This is a genomic window from Flavobacterium sp. CAU 1735 (assembly GCF_039888695.1).
Classification (GTDB): domain Bacteria; phylum Bacteroidota; class Bacteroidia; order Flavobacteriales; family Flavobacteriaceae; genus Flavobacterium.
The window spans coordinates 109,300-122,944 of record NZ_JBDQQQ010000007.1 but is presented as its reverse complement, the minus strand read 5'-3'; the positions used below and the strand labels follow the sequence as shown (position 1 = coordinate 122,944).

The following is a 13,645-nucleotide window of genomic DNA, read 5'->3' as shown; positions in this document are numbered from 1 at the left end:
TCGTTAGTTTTTGTTTGTGATGGTCGTGTAATGACGCAGACATTCCCGGAAGCTTTTTATAGGATCAGTACTGTTCCAGATTGTTCCCAAAAGTGCTATATCATCAAAACCACTTTCCAATGCCATTGCCATGTTTGAAATTGTAATTCCGCCCAAAGCAATCAGTTTGGTATTGGGATTGTTTCTGTTTTTGATGGTTTCCAACAGATTTTCGGACGATTGATAATCGGGTTTGGAAATACTTTGAAAAACCGGACTTAAAAATGCATAGGTGTAATGGTCTTGCAAGTTGTTAAACTCTTCAACGGTATGTGTTCCCGTTGAGTAGTAACACCTGACAGGTTTTTGAAACCTGTCAGGTGTAGCGCGATCCGATTCCCGAATATGAATCCGGTTAATTCCGAAAGCTTCCGCGAGTTCATGGTGTTGGTGTAATACCAGTTTATGCCGAAATAAAATAGGAAGCCGATCGAGATACTGTTGCATTTCGGTTATCGAAAAATCCGGTTTTCGGATATGTAAAAGGGATAATCCCTCCTGAAACATTTCCGATATAATTTCAAATTCGTTTGTTACGCTATCCGGACTGGTAATTACAATCATGACTATAGATAGATTTCTTTTCCGTTTTCGATAAACTCTTCCGATTTTTCCTGCATCCCTTTTTCAGCCACCTCACGGATTTCCTGAGAGATCTTCATTGAGCAGAATTTTGGACCACACATAGAACAAAAATGCGCCACTTTCGCACCATCGGCCGGAAGGGTTTCATCGTGGAATTCCCGAGCGGTGTCCGGATCTAATGCCAGATTAAACTGATCTTCCCAACGGAATTCAAATCGGGCTTTGCTTAGTGCATTGTCACGGTACTGCGCACCCGGATGCCCTTTGGCCAAATCGGCGGCATGGGCGGCAATTTTATAGGTGATCACACCGTCTTTTACGTCTTTTTTGTTCGGTAATCCGAGGTGTTCTTTTGGGGTGACATAACACAGCATGGCGGTTCCATACCAACCAATCATCGCGGCACCAATAGCGGATGTAATATGATCATATCCTGGAGCGATATCGGTGGTCAATGGGCCTAAGGTATAGAATGGCGCTTCGGCACAATGTTCCAGTTGCTTGTCCATGTTTTCTTTGATCATGTGCATTGGCACGTGTCCCGGGCCTTCTATAAATACCTGTACATCGTGTTTCCAGGCAATTTTGGTTAGTTCGCCCAGGGTTTCCAGTTCGGCAAATTGTGCGGCATCATTCGCATCGGCGATCGATCCGGGACGTAGTCCGTCGCCAAGGGAAAAGGCAACGTCGTAGGCTTTCATGATGTCGCAGATTTCCTCGAAATGGGTGTACAGAAAGTTTTCTTTATGATGAAATAAACACCATTTGGCCATGATGGAACCACCTCTTGATACAATTCCGGTTACGCGATTTGCGGTTAGGTGAATATAACGCAGTAGTACGCCGGCATGAATGGTAAAGTAGGAAACACCTTGTTCGGCCTGTTCAATCAAAGTGTCTCTGAAAATTTCCCAGGTCAGGTCTTCGGCGATGCCTTTTACTTTTTCCAAGGCCTGATAAATCGGTACGGTACCAATCGGAACCGGGGAATTTCGGATAATCCATTCGCGGGTTTCGTGAATGTTTTTTCCGGTAGATAAGTCCATAATCGTATCGGCGCCCCAACGACACGCCCATACGGCTTTTTCGACTTCTTCTTCAATGCTCGAAGTCACGGCACTGTTCCCAATATTGGCGTTGATTTTAACCAAAAAGTTTCGGCCTACAATCATGGGTTCGCTTTCCGGATGGTTGATGTTGTTTGGAATAATCGCCCGACCTGCGGCAACTTCACTACGGACAAATTCCGGGGTGATGTGTTTTTTGGGGGTATTGGCTCCAAAACTCTCTCCGCTATGCTGCTGTTGCATGGCGGCCGTTTGTGCGTTTAGTTGTTCGATACGTTGGTTTTCGCGGATGGCGATATATTCCATTTCCGGAGTAATAATGCCTTTTTTAGCGTAGTGCAGCTGACTTACATTATGTCCCGTTTTGGCGCGTTTGGGTTGGTGTAGGTATTCAAAACGCAAATGATCCAGTTTCGGGTTGTTCAGACGTTCTTTCCCATAGTCGGAACTTACGGAATCTAAGATTTCAACATCGTTACGGTCAAGTATCCATTGTTCGCGTAGGCGTTCGAGTCCTTTGCGAACATCGATTGCTACGTTGGGATCGGTATATGGACCACTGGTATCGTAAACCGTTACCGGCGGATTGTGCTCGCTACCGCCATTACTCAGCTTGGTATCGTGTAAGGAAATTTCGCGCATGGCGACTTTAATCGGATGAATTTCACCCGAGATATAGACTTTCGTTGAATTCGGAAACGGTGTTCTTGAAATTTCGTGTTGGTTTTCGTTCATTTTATGTAGTGTTTAGCAAGTTATCATCCTCCCTGGGTTGCAGAAATGATCAGAATGTGATCGTTTTCGGTGATGTAATGGTTGGGCCATTCGGTTTTGGGAATAACCGTGTTGTTAATGGCAAGAGCAATACCGTTTTGCTTATCGGGAAGTTCGCGATATAGCAAATCCTGAACGGTTAGACCGTCGGGTACTGTTACGGGTTGATTGTTGATTGTGATTTCCATTCCTTAAAGTTGCGATATAGGTATACACTTTAGGAATGGCTACATAGAATGAAGTCATTGCACTTTTCCCTACGCCAGTATGAACTGGATCAGGTTCAAAGGGTAAAATCTCAGCCTATATGGTATATAGACACCCCTAAAGTGAAGCAAATGTAATGTTTAATTTGAAATGTAAATCCGGAAAGTACGGATTTAACATTCGGACAGGTGTGGGTTAGTTACGTTTCCAGCAGCTTTCAATATGATCGTTTACCATACCGGTAGCTTGCATATGCGCATAAACTACGGTTGATCCGACAAACTTAAAGCCTCGTTTTTTGAGGTCTTTACTGATCTGATCGGATAGGGGTGTAGTAGCCGGAATATCGCGCAAGGTTGTGCGGGTATTTACTATCGGTCCACCGCCGGTAAATCCCCAGATATACTTGGAAAAACTGCCAAATTCCTGTTGCACCTGCATAAAAGCCTGTGCATTGGAAACGGCTGCTCGGACTTTAAGTTTGTTGCGAATGATGCCCGGATTTTCCAGTAACTCCTGTATTTTTTCTTCGGTGTATTGCGCAACGATTTTATAATCGAATTGATCAAAGGCTTCACGGAAGTTTTCCCGTTTTCGTAAAATGGTAATCCAGCTTAAGCCGGCCTGAAAGGTTTCCAATATCAGAAATTCGAATAACTTCTGATCTTCGTAAACGGGTACGCCCCATTCTTCGTCGTGATATTTTTCGTATAGCGCATCGTTTTTGCACCATCCGCATCGTTCTTTAGTCTCCATCGGATATTGGGTCTTCTGATAAATATTTTTCGATTATATAGTGTCCTAAATAAATCATCGGCGTTAAGCAAATAGCGATGATCAATTTAAAAGTATAGCCGGTTGTGGCCATATTGATGTATTCGGCGGTGGTTATTTTACCGGTCATCCAGAAGGCGATACCGGAAACGATAAAGCTGTCGAATAACTGCGAAATTACGGTTGAACCGGTACTTCGGAGCCAGATCATCTTTTTTCCGGTTTTATTGCGTAAAAACCAGAATATGGATACGTCAATGAGCTGCGAAACGAGAAAGGCGATAATACTGGCGATCATAATCCAGACGCCTTGTCCGAATACCGTTTTAAATTGTTCGTCGGTTACGGTACTGATGCCTTTGGCGGCCGGAATTTGTATGGCTACGAAAAGGATTAGCAAACAATAGGCGATAAGTCCGGCGGTGATAAACGATAATTTTTTAACGCCATCACGGCCGAAATGCTCGTTGATCAAGTCGGTGGTGATAAATACCACAGGCCACGGAATAATTCCGATACTCATAATAAAAGGTCCTATCTGGATCAGTTTTCCACCGGTCAATTCGGCTACAACGGCATTGGCTATAAAGATCCCGGCTAAGATGATATAAACCAGGTCTCTTTTTGTTTTAAACATTTCAGGGTAGTGTTTTTGATATCTATCAAAGGTACTAATTTTGTGTATTATGGATAAAAAATATTTATCCGATTGATCGTGTAACGGATGTAGGATGTGTAAAAAAGAAAACCCTGGTCAATGACCAGGGTTTTGCTATATGATTTTCCCGAAGGACTCGTATTATGCTAAAGCAGCTCTTTTGAAACCTGTAACAGTTAAAGCACCGTCTACTGATTTTACATATTCTGTAACGCTCATTTTTGGTTCTTTAATGTAATCCTGGTTTACTAAAGTGTTGTCTTTGAAGAAACGTGCTAATTTACCTTTAGCGATGTTGTCTAACATAGCTTCTGGTTTTCCTTCCTGACGTAGTAAATCTTTAGCGATTTCGATTTCTTTTTCGATGATAGCAGCATCAACACCTTCTTCGTTTAATGCGATAGGAGCCATAGCAGCCGCTTGCATTGCTACGTTTCTTGAAGCTTCTTCAGCACCGTCAACGTTAGCAGATAAAGCTACTAATGTAGCGATTTTGTTACCAGCGTGGATGTAAGATCCAACGAAAGCACCTTCTAAACGCTCGAAAGAACCGATTTCGATTTTCTCTCCGATAACTCCTGTTTGCTCGATCAATTTGTCAGCAACAGTGATTCCGTTGAAATCAGATGCTAAAAATTCTTCTTTAGTAGCGAAGTTGATTGCTTGATTAGCTAAATCAGTAGCTAATTTTACGAAACCTTCGTTTTTACCTACGAAGTCAGTCTCACAGTTAAGTGAAATCACAACACCAGCAGTTTTGTCAGCGTTAACAACAGCGATAACAGCTCCTTCAGTTGACTCTCTGTCAGAACGGTTAGCAGCAACTTTCTGACCTTTTTTACGTAGGTTTTCGATTGCTAAATCAAAATCTCCATCAGCTTCAACTAAAGCTTTTTTACAATCCATCATACCGGCACCGGTAATTTGTCTTAATTTATTTACGTCTGCAGCAGTAATATTTGCCATTTTGAAAGTGTTTTATTTTTAGGTTAAAAAAATGAAGTCGTTATGTTGATAGTCGCCCCAAAAGTAAGCATCCACCAGCATAACGACTTTATCATAATGTTATTTTTATTCTTCAGATGAAGTCGCTGTAGCTTCTGTTTGAGCAGCTGCTACTTCTCCAGCTGGTTGCTCTTCTTTGTCAGATTTTCTGTCAGAAAGTCCTTCAATGATAGCACCACTTACTAAAGATAAAACTTTGTCGATTGATTTTGAAGCATCATCGTTAGCTGGGATAACATACTCAACCTGACGTGGGTCAGAGTTCGTATCTACCATAGCAAAAACTGGAATGTTTAATTTTTGTGCTTCTTTTACAGCGATGTGTTCCGCTTTGATATCCACTACAAACAACGCAGCTGGTAATCGGGTCATATCGGCAATAGAACCTAAGTTTTTCTCAAGTTTTGCACGAAGACGATCTACCTGTAAACGTTCTTTTTTAGATAATGTCATAAAAGTACCGTCTTTCTTCATTTTATCGATAGAAGCCATTTTCTTAACAGCTTTACGGATAGTTACGAAGTTAGTCAACATACCACCTGGCCATCTTTCAGTGATGTACGGCATGTTTGCTGCTGCAGCTTTTTCTGCAACGATATCTTTTGCTTGTTTTTTGGTAGCTACGAAAAGTACTTTTCTACCAGATGCAGCGATTTTTTTCAAAGCCTCATTAGCCTCTTCGATTTTAGCTGCAGTTTTATATAGGTTGATAATGTGAATACCATTACGCTCCATATAGATGTAAGGAGCCATGTTTGGATCCCATTTTCTAGTCATGTGTCCGAAGTGAACACCTGCTTCTAGTAATTCTTTAACTTCTACTTTGTTTGCCATTTTGTAATAGTTTACGTTCTGTTGTATTAGCAATGGTGAAGTAGCGATAGGTCAGTAAACTGACACTCAGGTCTTCGCCATTTAGATGCTAAACTAATTCCTACCTCAGCAGGAGAGCAACAAAAACTTAGTTTTTTTAATAATAAATAAATATTAACGTTTCGAGAATTGGAATCTCTTACGAGCTTTCTTCTGACCGAATTTCTTACGCTCAACCATACGAGGATCTCTTGTTAGTAATCCTTCTGGTTTTAAGATTGCTCTGTTCTCAGCTTCTACTTCACACATAGCTCTTGCGATTGCCATACGTACAGCTTCTGCCTGACCAGTTGTTCCTCCACCGTATACATTTACTTTGATGTCAAAATTAGCAGCGTTTTCAGTCATTGCTAATGGTTGCATCACTTTGTACTGTAATGTAGCCGTTGGGAAGTAAGTTGTAAATTCTCTTTTGTTTACCGTGATGTTTCCAGTTCCTTCTGTAACATATACACGAGCAACAGCGGTTTTTCTTCTACCGATTTTGTGAATAACTCCCATTACTTTAGATCGTTTAAGTTAACGGTTTTAGGTTGTTGTGCATCATGTTTGTGCTCAGTACCTACATATACATTTAAATTGCGGAATAATTGTGCTCCTAATTTGTTTTTAGGCAACATTCCTTTTACAGCTTTCTCTACTAATAATGCAGGGTTTTTTTGTTGCATTACTTTAGCAGATAAACTTCTTTGACCACCTGGGTAACCTGTGTGACGGATATATGTTTTATCCTCAAGTTTGTTACCTGTTAGGTTGATTTTTTCTGCGTTGATAACAATCACGTTATCTCCACAGTCCACGTGCGGTGTATAACTTGGCTTGTATTTACCTCTTAATAGCATAGCTACTTTTGAAGCAAAACGACCTAAGTTATGACCTTCAGCATCTACAACGATCCACTCTTTTTGAGCAGTTGCCTTGTTAGCTGATACTGTCTTGTAGCTTAAATTGTTCACAATAATTTATTTTAATTAAACATTCCATCCCCAATAAAGGGGTTGCAAAAGTACAAATATTTATTTTAAATACAAATGTCTGTCGAATAATATTTTATCGATTGATAATCAGTCGGGTTATCAATCATTTTATAACGATTTAAGAGTGTCGTTGTCGATTCAGACGCATTTTTTGACCGGATCCGGAAATAGTTACCGTATTAAATACCGGTTTTGGGGTTATTCTTTGGTGAAAGTTAGCTTGTTATCGCCTTGTTTTAAAAGTAATCCTTTGTCTTTAAAGGTAATTTCAATTCCGGCCGGATCAAAAATGAATTCCGTCGGGCTCAAAGCATTTAGCGGAAACGAGTTTTGTCCGGTGGCCTGGCCTTGCAGTTGCCCGTTTTCTACACGGATCGTCAGCTGTAACGGAATCTGCTTGGAACTATACACGCCTTCGTAACTTTTTAAAAGCTTCGGATCAACCGCTACAGATTTCAGATTCGGAAAGCGATACGGGATTTTATAGTAAATACTCAATATACCGATTAAAAGCTCGTTTTCGTTATAATTGTTTCCATTTAGAATAAGAGAAACAGCCATTTTATCGCTCGGATGATACGCAACAACCGATCGGAAATCTTCAATTATTCCGTTATGACCTAAAAAGCGTTTGTCGCTAAATGGAAATTGCAACAATCCTTTGCCGTATCCGTTTTGCATAGCGGTCATTTGCGCCAGTGAAGTGGGTTTGACAATTTTTCCGGTAAAAAGCGCATTGATAAAATCGGTCAGATCTGATGGTGTCGACACCAAAGCACCGGCGGCATTGGACACGCTTAAATCCCAGGATGGCGTTTTTTTCCATTTGCTATTTGCGAAAGAATAGGAAAAGGCTTCGTCTTTACCCGGTACGCTCTTTTTAGGATAATAGGTGTTTTTTAAACCAATTTTGCCAACAATTCGGGTGGCAACATTATCGCCATAATTTTTTCCGGTAATCGATTCGATGATATAACCCAACAAAAGATAATTCGAATTACTGTATTCGGCTTTGGCATCGGGTTCGAAAGTTGATTTTAAGGCGGCTATACGTTTTAGCATGTCGCGTTTGGTTTGCGGCTTTGTTTTATACGAATCAAATGAACTGTCAATATAATCAGGAATCCCGCTTTTATGGTTGAGCATCATGTCGATGGTAATCGCGCTGGAATTCGGAATCTCGGAATAAAATTTAGAAAGCTTTGTTTCTAAGGTCAGTTTTTTTTCTTCAATCAGTTGGAAAATGATAGCCGCGGTAAAAATTTTGGTAATGGAACCCACGCGGTATTTGGTGTTGCCATCGGCAAGTATGTTGCTTTCTACATCTGCAAAACCATAATTCTTTTCAAAAATCACGTTTCCGTTTTCCCGAAGACTGATGGCACCCATAAATTTGTTGTTTTCATTCAAATAGGTTAGCAAACTGTCTATTTTGTTGAAACGCGTTTTTTCCTGAGCAACGATCGAAAAGGATAGGAGCAATAGTGAAAATAGAATTATTTTTTTCATAGAAAACGGACTTTTGGTTATCATAAATAACGTCCGAAAGGTACCAAAAATTATTGGCTTCCGATTTCAAAAATATAATTCTGTTCCCGAAATACTTTTGTAGCGTGGACAAGTTGCATCCGAAGCGCATTCCGGGTGGCGATGGATTGGATGGTATCGCAATCGCAATCTTCCGAAAGGATCATATACGTTTTGTTGGTTTCGGTAAGGTATTCCGGAAGTTGCGTGAATAGCTTTTCGAAATACTCGAAGTTTTCGCCACAAAACCAGGCGCTTTCAGCGGTGTTTTTTGGTGTTTTGGGATAATAAGGCGGATTGATCATGATATAATCAAAAGACCGACCCGAAAATTCCTGAAACAGATCGGAATACACCACGGATACCGTAACCTGATTGGTCATCGCATTTTGCGGTAACGCTTCGAGCGCTGTTTTGTTAATATCGGAAGCGGTCACCGTTGCGCCTTTTTGTGCGGCCAGTATGGAAATAATACCACAACCGCAACCCAGTTCGAGGAAGGTTTTGTTTTGCAACGGAAGCGGTTCGATAAACTCCAACAGCAGTTTGGTACTGATCGTAATAAAGGGCGGAAAGACACCGGGTTCAACACGAACACGAATGTTTTTATAGCGATAGTCTCGCGGTTTCGACAAATAGATCGCACTGGCTTTTTGTAAAAACGGACTTACGATGCGTTGGATCAGCTTTCTCATTATTCCGAATAAAAGCCTTCGATTTCGGGTTGACGGTAGCGCCAGATTTTATGCAAAGCCTTTATTTCGTAAGGGTAATGGTAAATTCCGGTTTTATAACGCAATCCCGACAGGGTTTGTAATAGTGTTTTTTTAAGTCCTCTGATCCGGAAATCGGAAACCGTAGGATAATAGCCGTTTAAAACCGTTTCGAAGTTTTTTATCGTATCAATCATATAGGGTTTTAACCACGGCGTAATCGGGTTTTTTCGCAGGTCGAAGTTTTCCCAGCTAGGCGAAATCCAATCTTCCAGTTGCGTAGGAAATGAAAAACCGGCATCCAGAATTTGCTGGTACAATTCCGATCCTTCGGTTGGAACCGGACTATATAGGTAAATGATAATTTCGGATTTTGGGTTGATCGTTTTGATTTCCCGGATAAAGTTGATATCCCATAAAATCTGATCGTATACTTCTTTTTCGGTTGCAGCCGGCATACCCAGTACAAATGATAATTCCGGAACAATGTCGACGTTCTTCATCCGTAACACAAAATCTTTGATCATTTGACCGGATTGCGTACCGCCTTTGTTCATTTGTTTGAGTATGGCATCGTTTCCGGTTTCGGCACCTAAAAAGATCATTTTACAACCGGCTTTGCGCATGAGTCGGAGTTCGTCGTCCGAATACATATTGATTGTGTCAATCCGGCCTTCGCCCCAATAACTGATGTTGTCGTTTAGGATTAGCTCCGAAAATTCCAGCACTCTTTTTTTCGACGTAAAAAAGTTGTTGTCGTGAAACTCGATCGCGTCAATGTTATAAGTGTCTTTAAAATAGCGTACATCTTCGTAAATCCGTGCAGCCGACATGCCTTTCCAACGGGCGTTGTAAATCGGTACAACAGCACAAAACGAACAGCTAAACGGACAACCCATACTGGAATGGTAGGAAAGCGTTTTCGATCCCATAAAGGTTTTGGCCAGGTAATTTCGTACCGGGTAAAACTGATTCAGGTATTCATACGGGAACTTTGGCAGCGTATCCTGATCCAATAAAGCTTCGGTTGCGGTTTTGGTTATCGTACCGTCCGGTTTTTTATAAATCAGGTTTTTGATTAAAACGATGGTTTCGGGTTCGTTGTTTTCCAGAGCGGCTAAAAGGGACGGAAACGTTACGTCGCCGGGGCCATTGATGATATAATCCACATGACCGGAATGTAAAGCAACTTTATATTGGTTGGAGGCAAAATAGCCACCCCAAATGGTTATGGTATCCGGAAATTGTTCTTTTATTTTTTTGGTAAACGGAATGGCTTGTTTCAGTTGCGGACCGGGCATAACCGTAGAACCAAAGTATTTGAATTCGCCTGTTGCCAGATAGTTTTCAATGGTTTGCCACGGATCGGTTTCCAGATTACCGTCCACAAAAACATAATCGTAATGCCCGTGAATGGAAGCACCTACCTGTAAGATGGAATTCGGTATCCGGTGCTTGCTATTGGCACTTCGGGGATTGAATAATATGACCTTGTTCGTATTCATGTTATCGCAATAACGAGGGTTTTGAGGTAAGTACTAATTGAATCAGTTGCGCTATGGCAGCACCCAATAAAGCACCACTTATTCCATAGTTTAAATATACTAATATTGTTGATAGTATAGTATTGATCAACGTTCCGGCGAGTAAAATTTTTATAACGGTTTTTTCCTGATGATTTCGAAAGAGTTCCACAATTTTGATACCATAAATAAACGAAGGATATACATACAGAAAAGCAATCGTATAAAACCAAATGGAAAGACTGGTTTTCAGGTAAAAAACTGTGATCAGATGGATGGCAAACAAGGCGGCCGGAACCAGAAATAAGCCTAAAAGACTTAATTGTTTTTGAATTTGACGCACTACCGATGTGGTGTTCCGGTAAATGTTTTTGGTGAATGGCGCATAGATAAAAGCCGCTACCGACATGGTGAAAACCAGTAAGCTGTTCAATACCTGGTAATTGGCGACGATCGTTCGGTTTTCGAAATAATCGATAATGTACAGATCGGTTTTCGAAGTGAAAAAGCCCAAAACCGACAATAAAAAGAACGGAAAAGCCTGTTTGTAATAGGATGTATCCATTTTGATGTTCCCGGAAGAAAGGTATTTCTGAAACAATACAAAATAACCGGTTCCGCGGATAAACTGATAAAAACTGTAATTAACCAACAACGAATAAATACCGAAATCGTCTTTTAGCCAGTAAAAAGGAAATAGAAATACCCCAAAACTAATGACTTCGATTGCGATGGATGCGTTGAATTTTTTTTCGTAAATGACCAATGCTTCGGTCGAATGATTAAAATAGCGTCCCAACAACCATATAAAAATATAAAAGGTATAGGTAAGCGGGAAAAAAAACAGGCTCCCAACCGAAAACAGAAATACCAGCGGCAAACGGGTAAACAGTATTCGACTATAATTCTTTTTGATCTTATTCGGAAGCATACTGAATAGTCGCAATACATATTCTTTATTTCCCCAGTTGATCACCTGAATGGCAAACAACGTATACAGCAGTATCGAAACAAAAGCACCCCAGATTTCTTTTTGCGCAAAATGAATCACCAGAAATGGAATAGCCATGCCAAAGGCCGATACGATGATCTGGCGTAGCGTATTGCTCGAAATATGAACGATCCGGTTATAATAGTTTGCTTTCAATGGACAGTGGTTTTTCGTAACGTATAAAATCCGATACCGCGACCGTAATCCGATAAGTACAGGATCGTTTTGTTATTTAATACGATGGCTTTTTGCTTATGGTCTTTACCGAGAGTTTGTTGTTTTCCGTTGTAAAAAATCTGGTTGTTTTGAATATCGGCTTTGGCTATTTCGGTTTCCGGAAGTGGAATAACCGTAGTATGTGTACCGTTTTCATCACGATAAGAATAACGGAGTTCGTTGTCGGAAACGGTATACTCATAAATCAGTATCGGACTATCTTTTGGAAGTAACGCTTTGCTGTTTTCAGTCGGTTGGGAATAGGAACCCACAAAACCAATCGGTATGATGATTATCGGAAGCAAGAGAATTCCTTTTCGGGAAATTGTTTTTCGTTCCGGAAAAAGAAACAGTACAAAAAAGAGCACTACAAATGCTAGTCGGATATAGGAAAACGGGAATGCTTTTGTTAGAAATAGCGATAGCGGGGCATTACAAATCGCAAACAGTAATAGTAATAGGACAATTTTTGTAGATGACGTGCCGCGTTCTCTAGCCAGAAAAATAAAAGGAAATAGTAACAAAATAAACGTATAGGTACTTCCGTAGGGCGAGAAGAGGATCGACGCCATAATCCAAAAAGAAAAAGCAAACAGTTTATTGCGGTTTTGAGAACAGTAAAACCCGATATAGAGCAGACTTAGTTTAAAAGTGATCAATACGATTTTAAAAAATAGCGGACTGTTCCACAATGGGTTTGGATTTTCGACCGGATCGAAAAGCAATAGTCGTTTGGTAAACATATAAAACGACTGGTAATTGTCGACAAAAGCGGTAGCGATTTCGCCATTGGAAGCTTTTGGGAATACGTCTTTTAAAAAGAAAAACCAGATTTCAAATCCACTTATGGCAACCGACAGTAATGTTAAACCTGCGCAAACGCCGATCAGATATAAGGCGGCTTTAAATTTTTTTCGGAAAAGTAAGAACAGGATTAGTATTGCGGGGAATATTTTTAAAAGAATGGCAATACCCCAAAACAGACTCATCCGGAAAAGCTGCTTTTTTTTGTACGCCAACCAACCTTCAGCCAACAAAAAGAAAAGCAAAAAATACAATTGTCCGAACAACAGGTTGTTTTTGATCGGAATAAAAAAGAGAAACGGCACAAAAACCAGATAGATCGGCTGGATCGAATAGTGTTGGAAAATCCGCCTCAGACTATAAATAAACAGCACACTGCTGATCAGATTGAATATAATTTTAGCCGTATACGGATCGAGAATGTGAAACGGATAAAAGAACAGTGCTAAAAAAGGCGTGTTGGGTGCGAAACTGGTAAAAACGGAGGTATAACCCAAGGCGGAAATCTGTTCATTAAAAATAGCCGGGAAATACAAATCGGATGTAAAATGACCTTCCGAAAGAAAGTAGCCGCCAAAATAGTAATTCGCAAAATCATGCAAAACAAAACCACTCGCCTGATAGAGGTAAAAACCACACAGTGCAATTATCGGAAGCAAAGGATAATAGGTTTCAAACAATTTTTTCATGATCCGGAAAATAGTCAGCCTGTTTTTTGCAGGACTTAGTTCAAAGATACGCGAAAACACTTAATCTGTACACAACTGATAATGTGACCTATTAAACAGGTTGTTAGTTATTTAAAAATATCCTCTTTAATGTTAAACTGCAAAATCCAACTCGTATTTATGCTACTTTTTAAAGTTTTATAAGAATAAAGTAGTATTTTTCCACTCAAAAGTTGAAAGAAAA

General features: G+C 40.4%; 14 protein-coding genes and 1 riboswitch. All 14 genes read right to left on the bottom strand.

From position 1 onward, the window contains the following. Nucleotides 1–3: 3 nt before the first annotated feature. Entirely contained in the window at nt 4–603 is a 600-nt protein-coding gene (locus AAFN64_RS14935; RefSeq protein WP_347761050.1) for a thiamine phosphate synthase, read from the bottom strand. Between the two features lie 2 nt (nt 604–605). After that, nucleotides 606–2,426, bottom strand: coding sequence for a phosphomethylpyrimidine synthase ThiC (thiC, locus tag AAFN64_RS14930; RefSeq protein WP_347761049.1), 1,821 nt, complete (start codon nt 2,424–2,426; stop codon nt 606–608). A gap of 23 nt (nt 2,427–2,449) precedes the next feature. Next, nucleotides 2,450–2,653 carry a sulfur carrier protein ThiS gene (gene thiS, locus AAFN64_RS14925; RefSeq protein ID WP_347761047.1) on the bottom strand — a complete coding sequence of 68 codons (204 nt, stop codon included), beginning with the start codon at nt 2,651–2,653 and terminating at the stop codon, nt 2,450–2,452. Nucleotides 2,654–2,702: 49 nt separating this feature from the next. Next, nucleotides 2,703–2,801: riboswitch (TPP riboswitch) on the bottom strand. 66 nt (nt 2,802–2,867) lie between these two features. Continuing rightward, nucleotides 2,868–3,428 (bottom strand): DNA-3-methyladenine glycosylase I, encoded by a 561-nt coding sequence (locus AAFN64_RS14920; protein WP_347761046.1) that lies wholly within the window; start codon nt 3,426–3,428, stop codon nt 2,868–2,870. Beyond that, the gene (locus tag AAFN64_RS14915; RefSeq protein WP_256552298.1) at nt 3,418–4,083 is read right to left on the bottom strand and encodes a queuosine precursor transporter; all 666 of its coding nucleotides are present in this window, start codon (nt 4,081–4,083) and stop codon (nt 3,418–3,420) included. Before AAFN64_RS14915 ends, AAFN64_RS14920 begins: the two co-directional genes overlap by 11 nt. A gap of 162 nt (nt 4,084–4,245) precedes the next feature. Continuing rightward, nucleotides 4,246–5,070 carry a translation elongation factor Ts gene (tsf, locus tag AAFN64_RS14910; protein ID WP_347067614.1) on the bottom strand — a complete coding sequence of 275 codons (825 nt, stop codon included), beginning with the start codon at nt 5,068–5,070 and terminating at the stop codon, nt 4,246–4,248. Nucleotides 5,071–5,175: 105 nt separating this feature from the next. Beyond that, complete coding sequence (gene rpsB / locus AAFN64_RS14905; protein ID WP_347761044.1) at nt 5,176–5,943, bottom strand: 30S ribosomal protein S2; 768 nt, start codon at nt 5,941–5,943, stop codon at nt 5,176–5,178. 153 nt (nt 5,944–6,096) lie between these two features. Beyond that, nucleotides 6,097–6,483 (bottom strand): 30S ribosomal protein S9, encoded by a 387-nt coding sequence (gene rpsI / locus AAFN64_RS14900; RefSeq protein WP_136403805.1) that lies wholly within the window; start codon nt 6,481–6,483, stop codon nt 6,097–6,099. After that, nucleotides 6,483–6,938, bottom strand: coding sequence for a 50S ribosomal protein L13 (gene rplM, locus AAFN64_RS14895; RefSeq protein ID WP_136403806.1), 456 nt, complete (start codon nt 6,936–6,938; stop codon nt 6,483–6,485). The genes rpsI and rplM overlap by 1 nt, the downstream gene beginning before the upstream one ends. Before the next feature lie 219 nt (nt 6,939–7,157). Further along, nucleotides 7,158–8,468, bottom strand: a complete 1,311-nt coding sequence (locus tag AAFN64_RS14890; protein ID WP_347761041.1) for a serine hydrolase domain-containing protein — start codon at nt 8,466–8,468, stop codon at nt 7,158–7,160. Between the two features lie 50 nt (nt 8,469–8,518). Continuing rightward, nucleotides 8,519–9,181: a methyltransferase gene (locus AAFN64_RS14885; protein ID WP_347761040.1), complete on the bottom strand. Its 663-nt coding sequence runs from the start codon at nt 9,179–9,181 to the stop codon at nt 8,519–8,521. Further along, the gene (locus AAFN64_RS14880) at nt 9,181–10,704 is read right to left on the bottom strand and encodes a radical SAM protein (protein WP_347761039.1); all 1,524 of its coding nucleotides are present in this window, start codon (nt 10,702–10,704) and stop codon (nt 9,181–9,183) included. The genes AAFN64_RS14885 and AAFN64_RS14880 overlap by 1 nt, the downstream gene beginning before the upstream one ends. 1 nt (nt 10,705) lies before the next feature. Continuing rightward, the gene (locus AAFN64_RS14875; protein ID WP_347761037.1) at nt 10,706–11,869 is read right to left on the bottom strand and encodes a hypothetical protein; all 1,164 of its coding nucleotides are present in this window, start codon (nt 11,867–11,869) and stop codon (nt 10,706–10,708) included. Continuing rightward, complete coding sequence (locus AAFN64_RS14870; RefSeq protein ID WP_347761036.1) at nt 11,866–13,422, bottom strand: glycosyltransferase family 87 protein; 1,557 nt, start codon at nt 13,420–13,422, stop codon at nt 11,866–11,868. Before AAFN64_RS14870 ends, AAFN64_RS14875 begins: the two co-directional genes overlap by 4 nt. Nucleotides 13,423–13,645 lie beyond the last annotated feature (223 nt).

What these genes read in the sequence shown, in the direction of transcription:
- thiC (WP_347761049.1), bottom strand. Translation starts at nt 2,426, where the DNA reads ATGAACGAAAACCAACACGAAATTTCAAGAACACCGTTTCCGAATTCA.
- AAFN64_RS14935 (WP_347761050.1), bottom strand. Translation starts at nt 603, where the DNA reads ATGATTGTAATTACCAGTCCGGATAGCGTAACAAACGAATTTGAAATT.
- tsf (WP_347067614.1), bottom strand. Translation starts at nt 5,070, where the DNA reads ATGGCAAATATTACTGCTGCAGACGTAAATAAATTAAGACAAATTACC.
- rpsI (WP_136403805.1), bottom strand. Translation starts at nt 6,483, where the DNA reads ATGGGAGTTATTCACAAAATCGGTAGAAGAAAAACCGCTGTTGCTCGT.
- rpsB (WP_347761044.1), bottom strand. Translation starts at nt 5,943, where the DNA reads ATGGCAAACAAAGTAGAAGTTAAAGAATTACTAGAAGCAGGTGTTCAC.
- thiS (WP_347761047.1), bottom strand. Translation starts at nt 2,653, where the DNA reads ATGGAAATCACAATCAACAATCAACCCGTAACAGTACCCGACGGTCTA.
- AAFN64_RS14885 (WP_347761040.1), bottom strand. Translation starts at nt 9,181, where the DNA reads ATGAGAAAGCTGATCCAACGCATCGTAAGTCCGTTTTTACAAAAAGCC.
- AAFN64_RS14870 (WP_347761036.1), bottom strand. Translation starts at nt 13,422, where the DNA reads ATGAAAAAATTGTTTGAAACCTATTATCCTTTGCTTCCGATAATTGCA.
- AAFN64_RS14915 (WP_256552298.1), bottom strand. Translation starts at nt 4,083, where the DNA reads ATGTTTAAAACAAAAAGAGACCTGGTTTATATCATCTTAGCCGGGATC.
- AAFN64_RS14890 (WP_347761041.1), bottom strand. Translation starts at nt 8,468, where the DNA reads ATGAAAAAAATAATTCTATTTTCACTATTGCTCCTATCCTTTTCGATC.
- AAFN64_RS14920 (WP_347761046.1), bottom strand. Translation starts at nt 3,428, where the DNA reads ATGGAGACTAAAGAACGATGCGGATGGTGCAAAAACGATGCGCTATAC.
- AAFN64_RS14880 (WP_347761039.1), bottom strand. Translation starts at nt 10,704, where the DNA reads ATGAATACGAACAAGGTCATATTATTCAATCCCCGAAGTGCCAATAGC.